Source organism: Psychroserpens sp., assembly GCF_047633235.1.
Classification (GTDB): domain Bacteria; phylum Bacteroidota; class Bacteroidia; order Flavobacteriales; family Flavobacteriaceae; genus Psychroserpens.
In genome coordinates this window covers 82,454-104,384 of record NZ_JBLIET010000006.1, presented here as the reverse complement: position 1 = coordinate 104,384, position 21,931 = coordinate 82,454, and the positions used below count along the sequence as shown (strand labels likewise).

Here is a 21,931-nt window from a genome sequence, read left to right as displayed (position 1 = left end):
TTTCAATGAGGTTTATCAAATTTATACAAATCGTATTCCTATTTGTTTTTACAATACCCTCTTATGCGCAAGACATTGAATTATTCGAGCAGTTTAATGGTCGTTATGATTACACTGCTATTGGCAATACACTGAATCCTTTTGAGAATAATTTAGATGATAGTTTTTGCTTTCCATTAGAATCTTCGAGTGCTGATTTAGAGTTATCAGACTCGACAGTAATTACAGCTGCCTATTTATATTGGGCTGGTTCTGGGACTGGTGATACTAATGTAATGCTTAACGGATTTTCAGTTGATGCCGATGACACTTATACTGTTGACTATGTAGAAGTAGGTGGAACATTAACTTATTTTTCTTGTTACGCTGACATTACGAGTTTTATAATTTCCGAAGGAAATACAACCTACGAATTATCTAATCTTGACATCACAGAAGCCCTAACAACCAATGACCGTTACTGCAGCAATCGTACAAATTTTGCAGGTTGGAGTATTTATATCGTATATGAAAATGCTTCGCTACCATTAAACCAGGTGAACTTATATCAAGGTTTAGAAATCATCAATAGAAATAATCAGGAAAAAATTATCAATATTGATAATCTCAATGTTATTGACAATGTTGGAGCTAAAATCGGATTCCTGGCCTGGGAAGGTGACAACAGTTTGAATTTTGGAGAAAGTCTATCTATAAATAATAATATTATTGCCAATCCTCCTTTAAATTTAAGTGATAACGCTTTTAATGGTACTAATACGTTTACGAACTCTAACACTTTCTATAATTGTGATTTAGATGTTTATGATATTCAGGATAATATCGCTATTGGAGATACTAGTGCCTCTATTAAATTAACTACTGGTGATTTTGATGACAACGGTCAATTTAGAGCTGACTTGATTATTATTAATAATATAATCACGGTTTTAAATAGTCAGCTACCAGATGCCACAATTGTTTTAGAGGATTACAATGTTGATTGTGGTGATAGAACTATTTTGGCGGATTACATTGTATTTAACGTGAACAGCACAGAACTATTACCTGCAAACACACCAATTGCCTTTTATGCTGAAGGCACAATCATTGGGCAATCACAAACTCAAAATGACATTGCTATCGGTGGTTCCGAAAGTGGTACCATTTCATTAACACTACCAGATGAAATAGGTGACATTATCTTATTAACATTAGCTGTAGATGACGATGGATCAGGAAATGGTATTGTTGCTGAAATCACAGAAACAAATAATATTGATGATGTTATTTTAGAATTGTTAGTCCTACCTCCTGTACAAATTTTACCCAACCAAATTGGTTGTAATGAAGGTTTTAATAGCGCTACTTTTAATTTAATTGACATTTTTTTGATTTCAGAAAGCTCATTAACTGATATTATATTTTATGAATCATTTGAAGATTTGCAAGCAAATACAAACGAAATTATTAACCCAGAAAGTTATTCTAACGTTAACAACCCACAAACCCTATTTGTAAAAGTTGATAACTCACCTTGTTATGATATTTATGAGTTTCAAGTTTCTGTAGACAATTGTCCGCCTTTTGTTCCTCAGGGTTTTTCACCTAACGATGATGGCTCCAACGACTGGTTTAATATTCAAGGACTTTATGATATTTTTGAACATCATGAACTTAAAATTTTTAATCGCTACGGAACTTTAATTTTTGAAGGTAATAATGATAATAAATGGTATGGACGCGTCAATAGAGGATTAAATAATGATGGTAAGATAGTTCCTGTTGGGACATATTTCTATATTCTTAATCCTAATGAGACTAACTTTAGACCTCAAATGGGTTGGGTTTATGTAAATTATTAGGAGTTTAAAGTATTACCGTATTCTTTACTATTTATTGACCTCGCCAAATAAGAAACCATATATGTAGCAGTTTTCTTCTAATTTATCATACATATTTATTGCTCCAAAATGTCCTGTTCTTTTTTGTGTCCATAATAAAATAGGATGTTCTTGAGATGGATTATTTTGAAGTCTAGCAGCGAACTTAAATGAATGTAGAGGAGGTACTCGATTGTCATAAAGTCCAGTAGTAATTAACATTGATGGATAATTCACGTTGTTGTCAATATTATGATAGGGAGAATATGAATAGAGATTATCAAAATCTTGTTGATTTTCGACATCTCCGAATTCTAAAATATTTGTGAGACTAGCTCCAACGGTAAAATTTGAAAGTCTGAGCATGTCTAAAGCTCCAACATTAACTTCTACTGCTCCAAAAAGATCTGGTCGCTTTACGGCAGAGGCAGCAATTATGAGTCCTCCATGAGAGCTACCACGAATGGCTATCTTTTTTGCTGCTGTATATTTCTGTTGTATTAAAAACTCTGCTGCTGATATAAAATCTTGAATTCCGTTTTGTTTGTTTAGCCCTTTACCCTTTTCCCACCATTGCTTACCGAGCGTTCCACTTCCTCTAATATCAACATATGCAAAAGCACCGCCATTTTCAATAAAATATACAATACCTGGATCATATGATGATGAACTCACACTGCCATATCCACCATAGGTACTCATTAAAAAGGGTGTTACAGAATTTTGGGAGAGACTATCCTTATACACAATAGTGATGGGAACCTCTGCTCCATCTTTAGACGTAAAAGTTTTTTTCATAAACTTATATCCTTTAGGATCAAAGCCGACTTTAGTTTGATTAACAAGGTCGTAATTAAAAGTATCTAAATCTAGTTTATATAATACACTTGGGATGGTAAAAGATTGTAAATAAAAGAAGAACTCTTTAAAGGTGGTATTATAACTCATCCCATCAACAGATAAACCATTTGGTGTTTTTGTTTCTTTTATAACGCGCCCATCACGATCTACCAATGAAAAAAGATTACCCTCTTTAGTTAGGTACAACGACAAGATATTATCCTCGAGAACTCTAAACTCTAAAAAAATGGCGTCATCGTAGACTGCAGAGATCACTTTAAACTTAGTCGGTTCATTTTTAGGTATGGAAATAACTTGCTTTTTATCGCCAAGATATGTCGTTGCATAAATTTGATTCCCTTTAAAATTAAACCCTTCTAAATCATACTTAATATTCATTAAAAAGGGTTTGAAATTCAAATCATTATCAATAGCATCAAGGTAGAAATAACTAAAAATATGAGTCTCGATATTTTCCTTTTTAATAATGAAGAAGGACTCGTCTGGAGCTCCATACATACTAATATAATCGCTCTCTCTCCTTGATTTAAAAATGAGAACATCATCAGAAGGGTTTGAATCAATCTTATGATACATTATTGCTGGTTTTTGTGTCTTCGCTCTCAACGAATCAAATGGGAATTTCTCATAAAAAAAACCATTTCTTAACCAATGTAAATTAGATGATTTTGTGTGTTTTATAATTTCAGAATAAGAACGTCTTTTTTTTACTTTGACAATTCTAATCTCTTTCCAGTCACTACCATTGCGATTGTATTGAAATGCCACATGACCATTGGTCCTAGAAGGCTTATAATACGAAATATCTATGTCGCCTTTGGAAGGTATAGAAGAGGATTTCACCAAAACATCATAATCATCATCTAAGCCATATTTATAACATAGCGATCTTGTTGAGCCTGTACTTGTATAGCATGTCGAAAAATAAATTCGATCCTTAGAAGATTCGTCGAAATTTTGACCAGAATACCCTCCTGTTCTCTTAAACATTAATTTATTCATTTGAGGTTCAATCTCTGCTTGTCTAGATATTTTTCTCAAAAATCTTAGTGACAACTTATTTTGCGCCTTTATCCAATCTTTCACCTCATCAGTTTCTTGTGATTCTAACCATTGATAATCATCAATGACCTCAAGATTATGATATGTATTAATAACTGGTTGTTTCGGTGATTCTGGATATTCTATCTGAGAAATCACAAATTGTGGCAATAAAAAAATCAAAAATAATAAGGAATGTCTCATCAGTAGTTTGGAATAAAAATTCGAAAAACAAATATCAAAAAAATAATAAGCAATTAACTAATTGTTTCTAAATTGTATTCTAAATCTTCTAAAAATTACATAAATGTTAAAGTTTAATGCATTTCACCGTGTTAATTAGTATTTCGTCTTAAATAATGCTATTTTCACACTCGAATAGAAATGTTGTATAACACCCCAAATTATAATAGCGATAATGCTATAATTTAACCGCTTACAGATGATATTTTTAAAAAGATCCCTCAGTACTATCTTGTGCTTATTATGTTACGTAGTAAGTTCTCAACAGATTAGTGTCGATAATTCATTTACAGAGCAACAACTTGTAGAAAACAGTCTTTCTCTAGGATGTGTTGAAACGTCCAATATTCAATCATTAGTTAACGGCCAAGTCAACGGGTTTCAAAGTTTTGCATATTTTGAACGTGCTGGTTCCAACTTTCCTTTTGAGAACGGAATCATGCTGTCCACAGGAAATGCAACTTCTGGAGGAAACACTCAAAATACGGCTGTACTAAATGAAGGACAACCAGATTGGGCTACCGATCCAGATCTTGAAACTGCTTTAGGTATTACGGGAACTCTTAATGCAACATCAATAGAATTTGATTTTGCTTCTGTATCTAACCAAATACAATTTAATTACATACTAGCTTCTGAAGAGTACTTTGGAGATTTCCCTTGTAACTACTCTGATGGTTTTGCATTTCTAATTAAAGAGGCTGGCACTAGCGATCCTTATATAAATATTGCTATAATTCCAGGTACAACTACTCCTGTTAACACAAGTACCATTCATGACGAAATTGTAGGATTTTGTAGTGCTTCAAACGAGGATTTTTTTGAAGGTTATAATATTGGCGACACCAATTATAACGGTCGTACTAGTGTAATGACAGCCACAGCTAGTATTACGCCTAATGTAACCTACCATATTAAATTAGTTATCGCAGATCAAACAGATAAAAATTATGATTCTACAGTATTCATTGAAGGTAATAGCTTTAATGCTAGTGTTGATTTAGGCACCGATATTCAAACCTGTGCAGATACAGTTACACTTGATGGTAATATTGAAAATCCTTTAGCAACCTACTCATGGTTTCTAAACAATACTTTAATTACTGCAGAAACACAAGCTACTATTAATACAGCACAATCTGGTACTTATCGCGTTGAAATACAAATTCCGTTAGCAGGTTCTAATTGTCTTATAGAAGATGAGATTATAGTCACCTTAAGTTCTACGCAAGCGGCTCTACCTATTTCAAATTATGAATTATGTGATGACGCAAGTGGAGATGGTATTGAAATGTTCGATTTATCTACCAAAGATGCAGATGTATTAGCGTCAGTCCCCGCTTCTAGTTATAATATGTCTTATCATTTATCAGCAATAGATGCTCAAACTGGAACGAGTGCTGTGTCTGGCTCATTTCAGAATACATCAAACCCACAAACAATATTTGTTAGAATTGAAGACATTATAAATGGTTGTTTAGCGTTTCAAAACTTTGATTTAGTCGTCAATCCATTACCAGTTATTACGGCACCAACTATTTTAATTGAATGTGATGATATCACAGCAGACGGATTTACAACTATTGATTTATCTCAAAAAGATGATGAAATTACAAACGGAAATTTAGACTTAGTAGTTACGTATCACTTTACGCAAAACGATGCAGACGATGGAATGAATGCGATCCCATTACCCTATGTAAATACAAATCCCAATGAAACACTTTTTGTAAATGTTACTAATAGCATTACCGGTTGCTCTATAACGACAACATTAAATATTGAAGTACTTAATAATCCCGTTATTAATACAGACGAACACTATATTGATGCTTGTGACGCAGATCTAGACGGTTTTGCTATTTTTGATTTAACATCGATTATTGATGATGTTCTAGAAGGTTTAACTGGCGTAAATGTTACGTTTCATGACACACAAGAAGATGCTGATTTAGGAGTTAACCCTATTGCAGATGACACTAATTATACCAATATAATTATTAATGAACAACTCCTTTACATACGGGTTGAAAATGCGACTACGGGCTGTGCTTCTATAACACCTATTGAAATACACACTAATTTATTACTAACAGCTACAGATATTAAAGATTTCCGTGCCTGCGATGAGGACAATGATGGTCAAGAAGAATTTTATCTCCTTGATATCACTGAAGATATTCTTGATAATTTAGAAGGTATTATGGATTACGATATTGATATCGATTTTTATTTAACGGAAGACGATAGAGACAATCAAACCAATCCAATTGATACATCGGTTTCTTTTGAACCCACATCAAACCCACAAATTTTATACATTACATTAACAAGTCCTACTTGTCAAGAAGTATCGCAAATTGAACTTTATATCGATCCCATTCAAGTTTTTGATCCTATTGGTCCTCAGAACGATTGTGATACAGATCAAGACGGTTTTACGAGTATAAATTTAAGTCAGTTTGATAGTTTAATCACTAATGATCTGACAGATTTTACGGTTACTTATTTTTCTTCGGAAGCTGACGCAGAGGCAAATACAAACGCATTACCTACATTCTATACGAACATCTCTAATCCAGAAACATTTTATGCGAGAATTACTTTTGGAGAAACAGGTTGCTCAGATATTAATAGCTTTGACATTGAAGTGTTGCCTGCTCCGTTATCTAATGAGCCATCAAGTATTATCATTTGCGATGATAACCAAGACGGGGTTTCTAATATAGACTTAGACATCAAAGTTTCAGAAATTGTTAATGATACAACCAATAGGAGTATCACATTCCATAATACTATATCTGACGCACAAACAGCATCCAATCCAATTGCGACAACCTCATCTTATCCAGCAGTAACCGAAACAGTTTTTATAAGAATTGAAAATACAATTACAGGATGTTACTCAAATGAAAGTTTTGAAGTTATTGTAAATACACTTCCAAATTTTATACCGATCTCTAACTACAAAATCTGTGAAGATTCGAGTGATGACATTGGTGATTTTGTATTTTCCACTAAAGATATTGAAATTTTAAATGGTCAAACTGGTAAAGACGTATTTTACTTTTTAAATCAAACAGATGCAGATACTCATACAAATGCAATCGATAAAAATACAGCTTTTCAAAACACTTCAAATCCACAAACAATTTTTGTTCGTGTAGAAAACACTTCAGATTCAGACTGCTATGGTACTTCATCTCTCACGATAGAAGTTGGAACTAATCCCGTTATCAATGAACCTACAAACTGGTTTGTTTGTGATGATATTTTAAATGATGGTAGTGAATTATTTGATCTTAATGTTAAGGTAGAAGAAATTTCAGAAGGCATAAGTGAAGATTTAGACGTGACATTCTACGCTACATTAGCAAATGCAGAAAATTTAACAAATGCGCTTCCACTTCAATATGCTAATACGCTTAATCCACAACGTATTTTTGTCGTTGTAGACAATGGGACCATTTGTAATTCCATAACAAGTTTTGAACTCAATGTGATACAAGTGCCCGAAGTAAATCTTGCCCAGCCTATTGTGATGTGTGATGATAACTACGACGGTATTGTAGTATTCAATCTTACACAATCTGAGTTTGAAATTCTAGATGTGAGACACGATAATATTACAGTAACTTATTTTGAAACTATGGCCAATTTGGCTGCCGATACGAACCCTATTCAAAATCCAAGTACCTATAGCAATACTGCAAACCCACAAACGGTATTCATAAAAATTACCAATACAATTTCAAATTGCTTTGCCGTGGTTCCTTTGGAACTTATTGTTAATTTACCACCAGTAATTAATGATTTTCAAACCTTTGAAATTTGTGATAACGATTCCAATAGTTTTAATTTAAATACTATCCAACCTGAATTAGTAGATGATTCAACAGATAAGAATTTTAGCTATTACAGTAATTTAGCAGATGCTCAAGCCATGACAAATGCTTTAGATGCTAATTACACGTACGTAACAACAAGTGATTCTATATTTATTCGTGTATCCTTTATTTCTACGTCTTGTTTTGCTATTTATAATTTTAATTTAATGATTAATCCTTTACCAGTAGCTAATCACCCTGCAGACTTGCAAGCCTGTGATGATCAGTTAAATGACAATGTAGAAGGGTTTAATTTATACTCACAAAATAATGAAATTCTAGGTGCTCAAAACGCCTCTAACTTTACAGTGAGCTATTATTTAAATACAACCGAAGCCAATAACGCCTCCAATGCATTACCAAATAGTTTTACTGGACAAGCTGGACAAACAATTTTTGCTAGAGTAGAAAATAATATTACAGGATGTTACAGTATAACTCAATTTGATTTGATTGTTAATAGGTATCCTAACCAACCTAATGCATTACAAATGTGTGATGCAAACTTTGATGGATTTACAAGTTTTGATTTGACACAATCTGAAGTCGATTTATTTACCACAATAAATCCAGATATTATTATTACCTATTTTGAAACACAAGACGAATTGGATGCAAATAGTAATGCTATTTCAAATCCAAGTGATTATACAAACACTTCTAACCCACAAACAGTATTTATAAAAGTTTATAACCAAGCAGCAGATTGTACTACCTCTGTAAGTTTCGATTTAGATGTCAATTTGCCACCTGCTATTAATGCCTTTGAGGTTTACCAAGCTTGTGAAAACAATTCTAATACTACTGATTTAACCAACATTAATACTACGTTACTCGAGCAAACAGCAAATGTATTAGTTAGTTATTTTTCTTCTGAAAATGATGCTCGAAATCAAGAAAATATTTTAAACACAGATTACACATATCTTAGTAATAATGACACGCTTTTTGCTAGAGTTGAGTTTTCTACCACACATTGCTTCGTCATTCATCAATTCACATTACAAATCAACCCATCACCAATTGCAAACCAACCTAATGATATAGAAGCTTGTGATGATGATTTTGATGGTTTCTTTGAATTTAATTTAGCACAACAAAACGCTCAAATTTTAGGTAGTCAAAACCCAAATAACTTCACATTAACATTTTATCTGGATGCTATTTTAGCAGAAGAAGGAACAGATGATTTAGGAGTTACATACGAGGCTTTAACTGGTGAAACTATTCATACAAGAGTAGAAAATAATACGACTGGTTGTTTTAGTATAACCTCCTTTATGACAGTTGTATTTCAAAAACCTTTGGTAGAGGTTGGTGATCAAGTCATTTGCTTAGAAAACCTACCACTTATGGTAAGTGCGAATACAAATAATACTGGAGATTCGTACCAATGGTCAACTAATGAGGCAACATCAGAAATTGAAATAACAGAAATAGGTACCTACTCTGTGACGGTAACCACACCAAACGGTTGCGAAACAACAGAAGTTTTTACAGTTACAGAGTCTGAAGCTGCAACAATTGAAATAACAGAAACTATTGATTTCTCAGACCCAAACAATATTACAGTTACGGTTAGTGGAATTGGAAGCTATCTATATCAATTAGATAATGATCCACCTCAAGAATCTAATATTTTTGAAAATGTAAGCTTAGGGTATCATACGTTGAGAATTATAGATTTAAACGGTTGTGCAGAAGTCACCAAAGAAATTGTTGTTATTGATGCACCTAAATTTTTTACACCAAATAACGATTCATACTTTGATACATGGCATATTACAGGCGTAGAAACCTTAACTGGGACCATAATCTATATCTATAATCGTTATGGTAAATTATTGACTACATTAGATTCTAATTCTAGAGGTTGGGACGGCTTATATAACGGAAATCTAATGCCTGCTTCAGATTACTGGTTTGTTGCAGACGTTAAAAAAGGCAATATTGCTTTCCAAGTGAAAGGTCATTTCTCTTTACGTTTATAATCTTAACATTTTTTAAAGCATAACATTTCAATCTATACCTATCTTTACAATTGGAAAATTGTAAATGAATACAACCATTAAAATCTTATGCTTTCTATCTACTATATTGACTTTTGGTCAAAATATGATAGTAGACAGTCAATCTTTTACAGCACAAGAGTTAATTGAAAACATTCTAATTGATAGTAACTGTATTGATAATGTGACTGTTACCAATGTCGTAGGCGGTAATTTTTCTTCATCAGATCAAAGCTATGGTTATTTTGACGCTACAGGAACAACGTTCCCGTTTGATACTGGTATCGTTATGAGTACTGGGCGATTATCAAATGTACCAGGACCTAATACAACACTTAGTGACGACGATGCACCAAATTGGACCGGCGATACTGAGTTAGAAACTATCCTAAACGAAACCAATACAACCAACGCAACCATTTTGGAGTTTGATTTCACATCTGTCGCAACAGAAATTAGTTTTCGCTATATTTTTGCTTCTGAAGAATATCAAGAAGGCAACCCAAATACCTGCAATTTCTCAGATTTATTTGGCTTTTTAATTCGTCCTATTACCAGCACTCAGTATACGAATATAGCCTTAGTTCCAGGCACTAATACACCTGTAAAAGTAACCACCGTGCATCCTGAGATCCCTGGTGGTTGTCCTGCAGAAAATGAAGCTTACTTTGAAAGCTTTAACCCTTCTGACGCTCCAATAAATTTTAACGGACAAACAAAAATATTAACTGCTACCGCTCAAACGATGCCTAATGAAACCTACCATGTAAAATTAGTAATTGCAGACGAGCAGAATTTTAGATATGACTCTGCAGTATTTTTAGAAGCTGGAAGCTTTAGACTCTCAACAGATTTAGGTCCAAATTTATTAATAGAAAGTGGAAATGCTATTTGCGGTGATGTCACCTTCACTATTCAAACAAATGAACCAGGAACAAATAATACCTTCAAATGGTTTAAAGATGGTGTTGAACTTATTGGTGAAATTAATGACAACTTAGAGGTTTCTGAAACTGGAATATATTCTGTAGAACTCACAAAAGACACCTGTGTTTTATTTGGTGAAGTTACTATCGAGTATGCAGAGAATCCTATAGTTTTCGATTCGATTTTAGTTGAATGTGCTCTAAACCTAAACGGATTAGCATTTTATAACCTATTTGATAGCAATGATGAGGTCACTAATAATGATTCTTCAATTTTTATTTCAGATTTTTTCTTAACGGTAGGTGACGCAGAACAAGACATCAATGCGATTGTTGGCGCTAATAATTTTGAAAATTCGAATACGTTTCAAACGGTTTATGCACGTGTTGAAAATCAAGCTAATTGTTATAGTATTGCAGAAGTAGAACTTCAGGTCACCAACAACACTAATTTTATTCCAGCTCTAGAAGCTTGTGATGGTGCTATTGTAGATGGTTTCGCAGATTTCAATTTAAATGATATTACGAGCGCTATTGCAGATCAACTTCCGGCAGATGCCACAGTTACTTTTTATGCTAGCGAAATGGATCTTTCTACAGAAATCAATAACATCTCTGGCACATTTCAGAATACAATACCAAACACACAAACTCTATTTGTAAAAATAGAAAGCAACAATCAATGTAACTCTATTTCTACTGTAGAATTAATTGTTTTATATACACCTGTTTTATTAGAAGATGAATCCTTTATATACTGCTTAAACAGTTTTCCAGAAACCATTACTTTAATTGGAGGTGTTCTTAATGATGCGCCTAACAACTATTATTACGAATGGTTATTTAACGATACGACTACAGAAGTAAACACGACTTTCAATGACATCAACGAAGTTGGGAATTACACCGTCATCGTAACAGATCCAAATGGGTGTTCGTCTAGTAGAACGTTAACCGTTTTACCCTCTAGTAATCCAATGATTGAAGATGTGATTATAACGGAAGGCACACAAAATAGCACAGTTACTATTATCGCTTCTGGTGATGGTGATTTTGAATATGCCTTAGATGATCCAGATGGTGCTTTTCAAACTGAAAACACGTTTACCAGTGTCACTGCTGGTTTTCATACCATTTTTGTTCGCGATACTAATAGTTGCGGAATGACAGAACAAGTGATTTCTGTATTAGGATTCCCTAAGTATTTTACGCCTAATGGTGATACTTATAATGAGAGATGGCAAGTCAAGGGCGTGAATGCAGACTTTAATCAAGGTACCGCTATTACCATTTTTAATCGCTACGGAAAATTGCTTACGCAGTTCACCAACGAAAGTGCTGGATGGAATGGCACTTTAAATGGGCAACCTCTACCAAGTGATGATTACTGGTTTGTCGTAACACTTTTAGATGGAAGAACATTTACGGGTCACTTTGCGTTGAGACGATAATTAACTAACTTTACATATCCTTTTTTAACAGTATTATTTATTAAAAAAGTCATTCCTTAAAAGCACTTAACGTAGTCTAGGAACGATAAGGAATCGACATAAACATTTTTAAATTCTGCATAGAGAAGCAGAATGAATAACTATATGAAATTTAAAGTACAATCAGAATTCAAACCTACAGGAGATCAACCAGAAGCCATCAAACAATTAGTTAATGGTATAAACTCCAAAGAAAAGTTTCAAACCTTACTTGGTGTGACAGGTTCTGGTAAAACATTTACAGTAGCGAATGTTATCGAAGAAGTACAGCGCCCTACTTTAGTTTTGGCACATAATAAAACATTGGCTGCTCAATTATATTCTGAGTTTAAACAGTTCTTTCCAGAAAATGCTGTCGAGTATTTTGTGTCTTATTATGATTATTATCAACCTGAAGCTTACATCCCTACTTCTGGTGTGTATATAGAAAAAGATTTATCTATTAACGAAGAAATTGAGAAGATGCGTTTAAGTACAACCTCTTCACTACTCTCTGGTCGTCGTGATGTAATCGTCGTGGCTTCGGTATCGTGTTTATATGGTATTGGAAACCCTGTAGAATTTCAAAAGAATGTGATTTCGTTGGAAACGAATCAAGAAATTTCGAGAACAGATTTACTACATAAACTCGTACAAAGCTTATATTCTAGAACAGAAGCAGACTTCAAGCATGGAAATTTCAGAATAAAAGGAGACACCGTTGATATTTTTCCCAGTTATGCAGACGACGCGTTTCGCATTCACTTTTTTGGAGATGAGATTGAGGATATTGAGCAGTTTAATATTCAAACCAATGAGGTTATTGAACATTATGATCGACTCACCATCTATCCTGCAAATATGTTTGTCACGTCACCTGATATTTTGCAAGGTGCCATTCGCGGAATTCAAGATGACTTAGTAGAACAACACGACTATTTTAAAGAAATAGGTAAACACTTAGAAGCCAAACGCTTAAAAGAACGTACAGAATTTGATCTAGAAATGATTCGTGAATTAGGATATTGCTCTGGGATTGAGAACTACTCTCGTTATCTCGACGGTAGACAACCAGGTACGAGGCCATTCTGTTTATTAGACTATTTTCCAGAAGATTTTTTGATGGTTGTTGACGAAAGTCACGTCACCCTTTCTCAAGTACACGCCATGTATGGAGGTGATAGAAGCAGAAAAGTGAATTTGGTAGATTACGGATTTAGATTGCCCGCAGCCATGGACAACAGGCCTCTAAAATTTGAGGAATTTGAAGCGTTACAAAACCAAGTCATTTATGTAAGTGCAACGCCTGCTGATTACGAATTACAAAAAACAGATGGTGTCTTTGTAGAGCAAGTGATTAGACCTACGGGATTATTAGATCCAATTATTGAAGTTCGTCCAAGTTTAAATCAAATAGATGATTTAGTTGAAGAAATACACCAACGCATAGAAAAAGATGAGCGTACCTTAGTGACTACGTTGACTAAACGTATGGCTGAGGAATTAGCCAAATACCTAGACCGTGTTCAAATTAGATGTCGTTATATTCATAGTGATGTAGATACTTTAGAGCGTGTAGAAATTATGCAAGATTTGAGAAAAGGCGTGTTTGATGTTCTTGTTGGTGTTAATTTACTACGTGAAGGTTTAGATCTCCCTGAAGTATCCTTGGTTGCTATTTTAGATGCCGATAAAGAAGGGTTTTTACGCTCTAATCGCTCACTTACTCAAACTGTAGGTAGAGCCGCTAGAAACCTTAATGGTAAAGCCATTATGTATGCAGATAAAATCACCAATAGTATGCAAAAAACAATGGATGAAACCGAATACAGACGTGGGAAACAAATCGCCTATAATACAAAGCATAATCTCGTTCCAACTGCCTTGAAGAAAAGTCTAGCTAGTGCATTATCCAAAAACTCTGTGAGTACTTACAGTTACGAACTGGAAGCTGCTAGAGCTGCTGAACCTGAAAGTGAATACTTAACTAAGGGTGAATTGGAAAAAAAAATTCGTGAAAAACGTAAACTAATGGAGCAAGCGGCTAAAGCCTTAGATTTTATTATTGCTGCAAAATTGAGAGATGAACTAAAAGGCTATCAAGATAAACTGGAGAAGTTGAAGGTTAGTTAGCCTTTTTGACAAACACACGACGTGAATTTGGTTGCTGCCATTATAATGTATACTCCTTAAATTGACAAATTGAATAACTTCCTCTCTTTATAAGACATAAAATGCTCTATAATTAAAATTATAGAGCATTTTATTGCAGTTCTTAAGATTCTTTGAGACTCTATGAGATACAATCTGGAAAACTAATTATACTGAACTTTAAATATATCAATCAAGAAATCTGGCGGAACCATTCTGTTAGGAAAACTTTCCATTAAATCTAAAACACGATTAATAGAGTCATGACTTAAACCCATTCGTAATCCGAAATTATGTAGTTTAACTAATTTTTTTCTTGAGATATCACTATCAAGATTTGTAAGTAACACTAATCTATGAAACTGCACAATACGCTCACTGTGCGATTTTAAATTTACGTTTGTTACTGGGTGCTGACATAAATAGTCAAAGTCATCTTTTGAGATTTCTAATTGTTTGGCAATACTAAACAAAAATTTATATTCAAAGGATTTTATAGGATCGTCAGCTTTTGCAAAGGCTATCATTTCAGACAGCAGGCTTAATTTTTCAACGCGATTTATCATATTCGAGGGATTCTTCTTATTTTCTTTTATAAATTTACTTTGTTTGTTTCGATTATAATCATGTATAAATAGTCGCTTGTCGAAAAAAAGCACGCCATTCGTCGTGTTTTTCTTACATTTCTACTAAATTACAGCTTAAACAACTGATTTACAGCATTATAAAAACATTCTACCGTTCGTCGATTTTTAAACTTTCAAAATTAATTATCGATGAACTGCACCGTTAGTAATTATTAAAATTTATGTACTTTCGTTTTAATTACAAATTATGATCCACAGAGGCTCTAAAAAGAAAATATAAAGAGCTTTAAATTTCACATCAACAACACAATAGAGACCTTTTTAAAGGGCATATAAATCAAAATTGAGATGACAAACAACGATATATTCAAAAAATTAAGAGTCGCACATAAACTTCGTGATGATGATATTGTAAAAATATTAGAACTCGTTGATTTTAGAATTACTAAAAGTGAGCTTAATGCTATGTTTAGGCGTGAAGACCATCCTAATTATATGGAGTGTGGTGATCAAGTACTAAGAAATTTTCTTAATGCATTGATCATTCATTTACGCGGTCCAATGCCAAAACCTCAAAAAAAGAAGCCTTAAGTCATCAAAAGCATAAAAATTTTACACCACTACATAGTCTTCGGAAATGTATCGTAACTTCCCATATTATATTGAATCCCTATGTTCGAAACAACCTCAGTAAAAAAAGTCATTCCTAATATTTCAGAAGCAGAAATTAAAGCACTTAACAAAACGTACAAACGGTTATCTGCGACGGATCGTATAATACAATTATATAAAGATTTTGAGGTTTCTGAAGTGATGCTCACCAGTTCTTTTGCAGCAACATCTGCTTTCTTATTGAAGCTGTTTTCCGAAGTAAATAAAAATCAAACTGTCTTTTTTATTGATACGGGCTATCATTTTGAAGAGACACTGAAATACAAAGAAGAACTGACACAACGTTACGGATTAAAAGTAGCGTCTATTAGTGCTTTAAAAGAAGAGCACGAATTTACAACCAAAGACGAAACCTGGACAAAGCATCCAGATTTTTGTTGCTCTATAAACAAAGTAAAACCTTTAGACATAATTAAAAACCAATACAAAGTATGGGTTTCTGGTTTAATGGAATGGCAAAGTGATCATCGTTCTACACTTGATGTTTTTGAATTACGTGGTGATATTTTAAAGTTTTATCCTTTGCTGGATATTTCAAAACAACAACGTGACGCTTACATAGCAGCACATGATTTACCCTTTCATCCTTTAGTTGCAAAGGGATATAATTCTATTGGTTGTAAGCATTGTACAGTTCCTGGTGATGATCGTAATGGTCGTTGGAATAATAATCCTAAGACGGAGTGTGGATTACATTTATAATTAAAAACGAATCTAAAAAAGAACCATTTGGTCACATCTACAAACTAGTTAAACAGAAAATAAACGACTAGAATTCTTATTTAAAACTAGTTTAGGAGACTTAATAAAAAAAACACTTCATTAGGAACTGCTTCTATTTTAAAGTTTCTCATACTTTTCTTGGCAAGCCTCAATACATGCATAAGACAAAACGAAGTTTGAGCCTGTAATTTCAAAAAACAGTGTTGGTGGTATCATATCACAACCAGAAACTGAAATTATCATATCAGTTTCAAAGAAAGTCCCTGTTGACGAATCACCGATTTCTGAAAACATAAAGCATAAATCAGCATTTGAATTTATTGTTCCGCTAGATAAAAAAGTAAGTGTTTTTTCGCTATCGATACTTGTAAAATCTCCACTTCCATCACCTGGATCTGAGTAAACTTCTGAGAGTTTCCAAGTTCCTAATAATTCGATTTCTATACGTTTTGTCTTGTCATCATCTGAGCACGCCAATAAAGAGAATACATGACAATCCATACGCTACTATTTATCATGACTTGATTATTTTACTATAGATACAGAAAGATAAAAAAGGTTCCGTAAAAAAAACCTGTTACGTTAAAAACGTAACAGGTCAATATTATAAGATGCTTAGCTTTCGCACTTTAACTATGCTCAGTGCGACACTAGGAATGATAATAGTTTTAAGCTAAAACTTGCTGTACTTTATCTGCTGCTTCTTGAAATTCTGTAGCACTCATGACATCTAATCCAGAATCATCAATCAATTTTTTAGCGATGTCTGCATTTGTCCCTTGTAAACGAACAATAATTGGTACAGTAATGTTACCCATGTTTTTATAAGCATCAATAACACCTTGAGCAACGCGATCACAACGAACGATACCTCCAAAGATATTAATCAATATGGCTTTTACTGCTGGATCTCTTAAAATAAGCTCAAATGCAATTTCTACTCTTGCAGCATCTGCAGTACCTCCAACATCTAAAAAATTAGCGGGTTCTCCACCTGCTTGCTTAATTAAATCCATAGTAGCCATTGCTAAACCCGCACCATTAACCATGCAACCAACATTGCCGTCGAGGTCTACATAATTTAATCCATGTTCTCCAGCTTCTACTTCAATAGGATTCTCTTCACGTAAATCACGTAAATCTGCTAAATCTTTATGTCTAAACAAAGCATTGTCATCTATAGACACTTTTGCATCTACTGCCATAATTTTATCATCACTTGTCTTTAACACTGGGTTAATTTCAAATAATGACGAATCAGATTTGTCATAGGCGGTATATAACGCCGTAACAAATTTTGTCATGTCTTTAAATGCTGCTCCAGATAATCCTAAATTAAAAGCAATTTTACGTGCTTGAAATGGTAATATTCCCGTTGAAGGATCTATTTCTTCATGGAAAATTAAATGAGGAGTTTCCTCGGCAACAGTTTCAATATCCATACCTCCTTCTGTAGAATACATGATCATATTACGACCTGTTGCTCTATTTAAAAGAACAGACATATAATATTCTTCGGGCTCAGAATCTCCAGGATAATAAACATCTTCTGTAACCAATACTTGGTGTACACGTTTACCTTCGGCAGATGTTTGAGGTGTCACTAAGTCCATCCCAATAATCTGCTCTGTTATTGTTTTTACTTCATCAAGGCTTTTTGCTAGCTTAACTCCGCCACCTTTCCCACGTCCACCTGCATGAACTTGTGCTTTAATCACGTGCCAACCTGTACCTGTATCTTCGGTTAATTTCTTTGCCGCAGCCACTGCTTCATCAGCATTTTGTGCAACAATACCACGTTGAATACGTACGCCGAAGCTGCTTAATAATTCTTTTCCTTGATATTCGTGTAAATTCATAATAAATAATCAATTTATGTTATCCCTGAAATAGGAAATATTTTAAAATTTATGTTTTGGCTTCGCTAAAATTTCCGAAGTCAATATATTCATTGTTTTGGCTACAAAAATAAACATACTTAAGGTTTTTACCAATAGTTTTTATAGTGAAGTGATTTAAACTTTTTATTTTGCTTTAAATTCATCTTATTTACTCTGATTTGGGCATTTTCTCGTAACTTAACTAAGGCTTTGCTATTACAAAAAGGCTAAGTCAAAATAAAAGTTCTATAATTTTGGCTACCCTACAAAAAGTCTAAATCACCTTAAAGCCCTTAACTTTTATAATTTGAATAAAGAGAACACAGTAAGTATTGAATTTTATTTCACCAAAAGCAGGTTATTCCTTTAATCTTTTAATTACTGAAAATGCTTTATCAACCAAGTCGTCTTCGACCACAATTGTGAACTCATTCGTCGTAGAGACGACCTCATATAAGGTAATATTCTCCCATGCTAAACGCTTAAAAATTTGGTAATACAAACCGGCAATCCTTGAATTACCACTTGGCAAATAAAGACTAATAGCAGATAGTTTTTCCTGAAATCCTATTTGTGTTTCATTTTTGAACGCATTGAAAACACTCTCTTTTTCAGACGTTGATATAATTATATTGCTCTCAAACATACCTCTAGTAAACGCATAAAAAACTTGATGATTTGTGCTGATATGGTTCAAAACTTGAGAATGACTATCTATTAAAGTTTTAGAATTTTGAAATGTAAAATCACTTAAATTTGAACGTACAGTAATATCTCCTAATTGATTAAAAGTCTTTCTTAAACGCTTCGAATTTTCAAGATGAGATGGTTGCTGATAGCGTCTTAATGCCATCATTATCGCTCCATCTTTTACAGGTTTGCGTAGCATCTCAGAAATAGGCTGATTCAAGTCTTTTGCTAAGGCAGAAAAATTAATGATTTGCCTAGATAATCCTTCTTCTAAAAAAGGACTCGATACGATGATGTCTTGCACGCAAGAAGCTATTGTTCTCAATTTGTTAATTATTTAACATTTTGTGCAAAAATAGTAATTTTCTTTTATTTTTTATGTTTTGAGTAAGGATTACTTTTATTTTGACTCCTTAAACACCTTGAATATTAAGACTAAAAATCATGGAACACAACACCTTATTACAAATTGCTAAAGACTATGGAAGTCCGCTTTATGTTTATGACGCTGAAAAAATAAAATTTCAGTACAAACGTTTAACATCTGCATTTGGGAAGGTAAAACAGTTAAAGCTAAACTATGCTATGAAGGCATTGTCTAATATTTCGGTTTTAAAATTATTTAATCAATTGGGATCTGGGTTGGATACCGTTTCTATACAGGAAGTTCAATTAGGTTTAAAAGCAGGTTTTAAGCCTGAGCAAATTATTTTCACTCCAAATGGTGTTTCCCTAGCCGAAATAGAAAAAGCGGCAAGTTTTGGCGTTCAAATTAATATTGATAATTTATCAGTCTTAGAGCAATTTGGAACGAAACATCCAGAAACTCCGGTTTGTATAAGGATTAACCCACATGTAATGGCTGGTGGCAACACGAATATTTCCGTAGGACATATTGACAGTAAATTTGGGATTTCTATTCATCAAATTCCGCATTTATTAAGGATCGTTGAGAATACAAAAATGAATATCAACGGAATTCACATGCACACAGGAAGCGATATATTAGATATTGATGTTTTTTTATATGCTAGTGAAATACTCTTTGATACTGCTAAAAACTTCAAGAATTTAGAATTTATCGATTTTGGATCTGGCTTTAAAGTCCCTTATAAATTAGGAGATATTGAAACTAATATTGAAGAATTAGGAGAAAAACTCTCCATACGTTTTAATGAATTTTGTAAAGACTATGGGAAACCATTAACCCTAGCTTTTGAACCTGGAAAATTCTTAGTGAGCGAAGCTGGTTATTTTTTAACAAAAGTGAATGTGGTAAAACAAACCACCTCAACGGTTTTTGCTCAAGTAGATTCTGGTTTCAATCATTTAATTAGACCAATGCTTTATGGGTCACAACATGAAATTATTAATATTTCTAACCCAAATGGTCGCGAACGGTTCTACTCTGTTGTAGGCTACATCTGTGAGACAGATACATTTGCGAATAATAGACGAATTAATGAAATCACCGAAGATGATATCTTGGCGTTTAAAAATGCAGGAGCCTATTGCTACTCGATGGCTTCAAATTATAATTCACGTTATCGTCCTGCCGAAGTATTATGGTATGATAAAAAAGCGCATCTTATTAGAAAGCAAGAGACCTTTGATGATATCTTACACAATCAAATTGAAATAGATTTATAATCTAAAACGCAAGACGTACATCTTGCGTTTTTTAGTATCAAAATAGGATATGTAATTAAAACTTAATCCCTGAAAATCTTCTGTTTTAAGACTACCATAACACTACATATTTCTCCAACAAGTTAAGCTATTTCTGACGATCAATAAAATTAGTTCCCAAATTATATCTAAATAAGATCTTTTTAAAAACCGAAAATAACTTATTGTTTAACAGTTCCTTTAAAGTGGTTTACATTGGGATTGATAGGGTTTCCTGAAGCTCTTCTAAAAGATGCCAACTGCCCACAATGCCATATTGCGTCTGCTATAGGACCATTAATTTGATTCCAAAAAGGAATCTCATTCTCGCCAAAAATGATTTTATACTGCGAAACATCATCACTAGCTCTTAAAATATCTGCAGCAGTTTTTAAATTGATTAGAGCCTGTTCACGTTTATCTTCATAAGTCATTTTTGATTTATCGATGTCACCGTTAGTCTTTTTTAATGTCGAATTTACGATCACATAAGATAGATCTAAAATATGATCTATAGTTTCATCAGCAGAACGCACGTCATCATTTGGCTGATAGACTAAATCTTTTTCTACTAAGCCTTCACTAGACCAATAAAATCTAAAGCCTAGGGCATCCACCATGCGAGCAGCCATAGTTCCCGCTGTGAATTCATTGGCATATTCTGGAACTTCATAATAAGGGATTTCCTTATGTTTTGAATCTTGTGAAGACATCATCGTTGTTATTAAAATTGTTATTACTAAGCAAATATATTTCATTCAAATTGTGTTTTATTTCCTATTGTAATGTCGTCTTTCGTATTTGGAGTTTTATCTTTTCCGAAGGAAAACAAAGGACAACTCATGCGATCATCTGATAATTGATAGTTAATCTCATTATTCCAGTAGTCTTTAGTTACCTCTTTTAATAAAGGATTATTCCTAATAATAGTTTTCAATACTATGGGATATCCTCCTATATCTTTTTTCTCTTTTTCTAATAACCTTGCTATTTTTAAAAGTTGTTTTTCTGTTCTATTGTGAGGACTATCGGCAGATTTAAAGATCACAAAAGCAGAAGCAAAAAACAAAATCACAATAGCATAAATAAGAGACAACTTCTGAGAAGGATATCGCATTGTTTTCTTCGGAAGATGATACTCCTTATCGAGTTTTCGTCGTTTTCGTCGTTTTCGTCGTTTTCGTTTCTTAAACCAGTGCTTAATGTCAAGAAACCACAACCATAATTCGGCTAATATTTCAGCAAAAAAACTATGTAAATTT

At 33.4% G+C, this 21,931-nt stretch carries 14 protein-coding genes; 7 read left to right on the top strand and 7 right to left on the bottom strand.

Annotation, left to right across the window (positions count from 1 at the left end; genetic code table 11):
* Positions 1 to 5 precede the first annotated feature (5 nt).
* Entirely contained in the window at positions 6 to 1,844 is a 1,839-nt protein-coding gene (locus tag ACJAZK_RS03400; RefSeq protein WP_415222618.1) for a gliding motility-associated C-terminal domain-containing protein, read from the top strand.
* Positions 1,845 to 1,871: 27 nt separating this feature from the next.
* On the opposite strand, the gene ACJAZK_RS03395 is transcribed toward ACJAZK_RS03400, so the two are convergent.
* A complete protein-coding gene (locus ACJAZK_RS03395) occupies positions 1,872 to 3,968 on the bottom strand; it encodes a prolyl oligopeptidase family serine peptidase (RefSeq protein ID WP_415222617.1) in 2,097 nt (698 codons plus the stop codon).
* Between the two features lie 238 nt (positions 3,969 to 4,206).
* Between ACJAZK_RS03395 and ACJAZK_RS03390 the strand changes: the two genes are divergently transcribed.
* The 3 genes from ACJAZK_RS03390 to uvrB all read left to right on the top strand — a co-directional run bounded on the left by ACJAZK_RS03390 (position 4,207) and on the right by uvrB (position 14,431).
* Positions 4,207 to 9,885, top strand: coding sequence for a choice-of-anchor L domain-containing protein (locus ACJAZK_RS03390; protein WP_415222616.1), 5,679 nt, complete (start codon positions 4,207 to 4,209; stop codon positions 9,883 to 9,885).
* A gap of 124 nt (positions 9,886 to 10,009) precedes the next feature.
* Positions 10,010 to 12,280: a choice-of-anchor L domain-containing protein gene (locus tag ACJAZK_RS03385; protein WP_415222615.1), complete on the top strand. Its 2,271-nt coding sequence runs from the start codon at positions 10,010 to 10,012 to the stop codon at positions 12,278 to 12,280.
* Between the two features lie 144 nt (positions 12,281 to 12,424).
* Positions 12,425 to 14,431 carry an excinuclease ABC subunit UvrB gene (gene uvrB / locus ACJAZK_RS03380; RefSeq protein ID WP_415222614.1) on the top strand — a complete coding sequence of 669 codons (2,007 nt, stop codon included), beginning with the start codon at positions 12,425 to 12,427 and terminating at the stop codon, positions 14,429 to 14,431.
* 182 nt (positions 14,432 to 14,613) lie between these two features.
* Here the strand turns inward: uvrB and ACJAZK_RS03375 are convergent, their stop codons facing one another.
* The gene (locus tag ACJAZK_RS03375) at positions 14,614 to 15,015 is read right to left on the bottom strand and encodes a TerB family tellurite resistance protein (RefSeq protein ID WP_415222613.1); all 402 of its coding nucleotides are present in this window, start codon (positions 15,013 to 15,015) and stop codon (positions 14,614 to 14,616) included.
* A gap of 369 nt (positions 15,016 to 15,384) precedes the next feature.
* Here ACJAZK_RS03375 and ACJAZK_RS03370 point away from each other — a divergent pair, with 369 nt between their 5' ends.
* Complete coding sequence (locus ACJAZK_RS03370; RefSeq protein WP_037052213.1) at positions 15,385 to 15,627, top strand: DUF1456 family protein; 243 nt, start codon at positions 15,385 to 15,387, stop codon at positions 15,625 to 15,627.
* An 81-nt stretch (positions 15,628 to 15,708) separates the two neighbouring features.
* A complete protein-coding gene (locus ACJAZK_RS03365; protein WP_415222612.1) occupies positions 15,709 to 16,410 on the top strand; it encodes a phosphoadenylyl-sulfate reductase in 702 nt (233 codons plus the stop codon).
* A 138-nt stretch (positions 16,411 to 16,548) separates the two neighbouring features.
* Here the strand turns inward: ACJAZK_RS03365 and ACJAZK_RS03360 are convergent, their stop codons facing one another.
* From ACJAZK_RS03360 to ACJAZK_RS03350, 3 genes are all read right to left on the bottom strand, one after another.
* Entirely contained in the window at positions 16,549 to 16,932 is a 384-nt protein-coding gene (locus ACJAZK_RS03360; RefSeq protein WP_415222611.1) for a hypothetical protein, read from the bottom strand.
* Between the two features lie 167 nt (positions 16,933 to 17,099).
* Positions 17,100 to 18,290 carry an ADP-forming succinate--CoA ligase subunit beta gene (gene sucC, locus ACJAZK_RS03355; RefSeq protein ID WP_415222610.1) on the bottom strand — a complete coding sequence of 397 codons (1,191 nt, stop codon included), beginning with the start codon at positions 18,288 to 18,290 and terminating at the stop codon, positions 17,100 to 17,102.
* A gap of 379 nt (positions 18,291 to 18,669) precedes the next feature.
* Entirely contained in the window at positions 18,670 to 19,326 is a 657-nt protein-coding gene (locus ACJAZK_RS03350) for a hypothetical protein (protein ID WP_415222609.1), read from the bottom strand.
* A 119-nt stretch (positions 19,327 to 19,445) separates the two neighbouring features.
* Here ACJAZK_RS03350 and lysA point away from each other — a divergent pair, with 119 nt between their 5' ends.
* Positions 19,446 to 20,651: a diaminopimelate decarboxylase gene (gene lysA / locus ACJAZK_RS03345; protein ID WP_415222608.1), complete on the top strand. Its 1,206-nt coding sequence runs from the start codon at positions 19,446 to 19,448 to the stop codon at positions 20,649 to 20,651.
* 200 nt (positions 20,652 to 20,851) lie between these two features.
* On the opposite strand, the gene ACJAZK_RS03340 is transcribed toward lysA, so the two are convergent.
* Positions 20,852 to 21,427: a hypothetical protein gene (locus ACJAZK_RS03340; RefSeq protein WP_415222607.1), complete on the bottom strand. Its 576-nt coding sequence runs from the start codon at positions 21,425 to 21,427 to the stop codon at positions 20,852 to 20,854.
* Positions 21,424 to 21,888: a type II secretion system protein GspG gene (locus tag ACJAZK_RS03335; protein ID WP_415222606.1), complete on the bottom strand. Its 465-nt coding sequence runs from the start codon at positions 21,886 to 21,888 to the stop codon at positions 21,424 to 21,426. Before ACJAZK_RS03335 ends, ACJAZK_RS03340 begins: the two co-directional genes overlap by 4 nt.
* Positions 21,889 to 21,931: the final 43 nt, after the last annotated feature.

Coding starts and splice junctions, on each gene's coding strand:
- ACJAZK_RS03400 (WP_415222618.1), top strand. CDS start 6: ATGAGGTTTATCAAATTTATACAAATCGTATTCCTATTTGTTTTTACA.
- ACJAZK_RS03395 (WP_415222617.1), bottom strand. CDS start 3,968: ATGAGACATTCCTTATTATTTTTGATTTTTTTATTGCCACAATTTGTG.
- ACJAZK_RS03390 (WP_415222616.1), top strand. CDS start 4,207: ATGATATTTTTAAAAAGATCCCTCAGTACTATCTTGTGCTTATTATGT.
- ACJAZK_RS03385 (WP_415222615.1), top strand. CDS start 10,010: ATGATAGTAGACAGTCAATCTTTTACAGCACAAGAGTTAATTGAAAAC.
- uvrB (WP_415222614.1), top strand. CDS start 12,425: ATGAAATTTAAAGTACAATCAGAATTCAAACCTACAGGAGATCAACCA.
- ACJAZK_RS03375 (WP_415222613.1), bottom strand. CDS start 15,015: ATGATAAATCGCGTTGAAAAATTAAGCCTGCTGTCTGAAATGATAGCC.
- ACJAZK_RS03370 (WP_037052213.1), top strand. CDS start 15,385: ATGACAAACAACGATATATTCAAAAAATTAAGAGTCGCACATAAACTT.
- ACJAZK_RS03365 (WP_415222612.1), top strand. CDS start 15,709: ATGTTCGAAACAACCTCAGTAAAAAAAGTCATTCCTAATATTTCAGAA.
- ACJAZK_RS03360 (WP_415222611.1), bottom strand. CDS start 16,932: ATGGATTGTCATGTATTCTCTTTATTGGCGTGCTCAGATGATGACAAG.
- sucC (WP_415222610.1), bottom strand. CDS start 18,290: ATGAATTTACACGAATATCAAGGAAAAGAATTATTAAGCAGCTTCGGC.
- lysA (WP_415222608.1), top strand. CDS start 19,446: ATGGAACACAACACCTTATTACAAATTGCTAAAGACTATGGAAGTCCG.
- ACJAZK_RS03340 (WP_415222607.1), bottom strand. CDS start 21,427: ATGAAATATATTTGCTTAGTAATAACAATTTTAATAACAACGATGATG.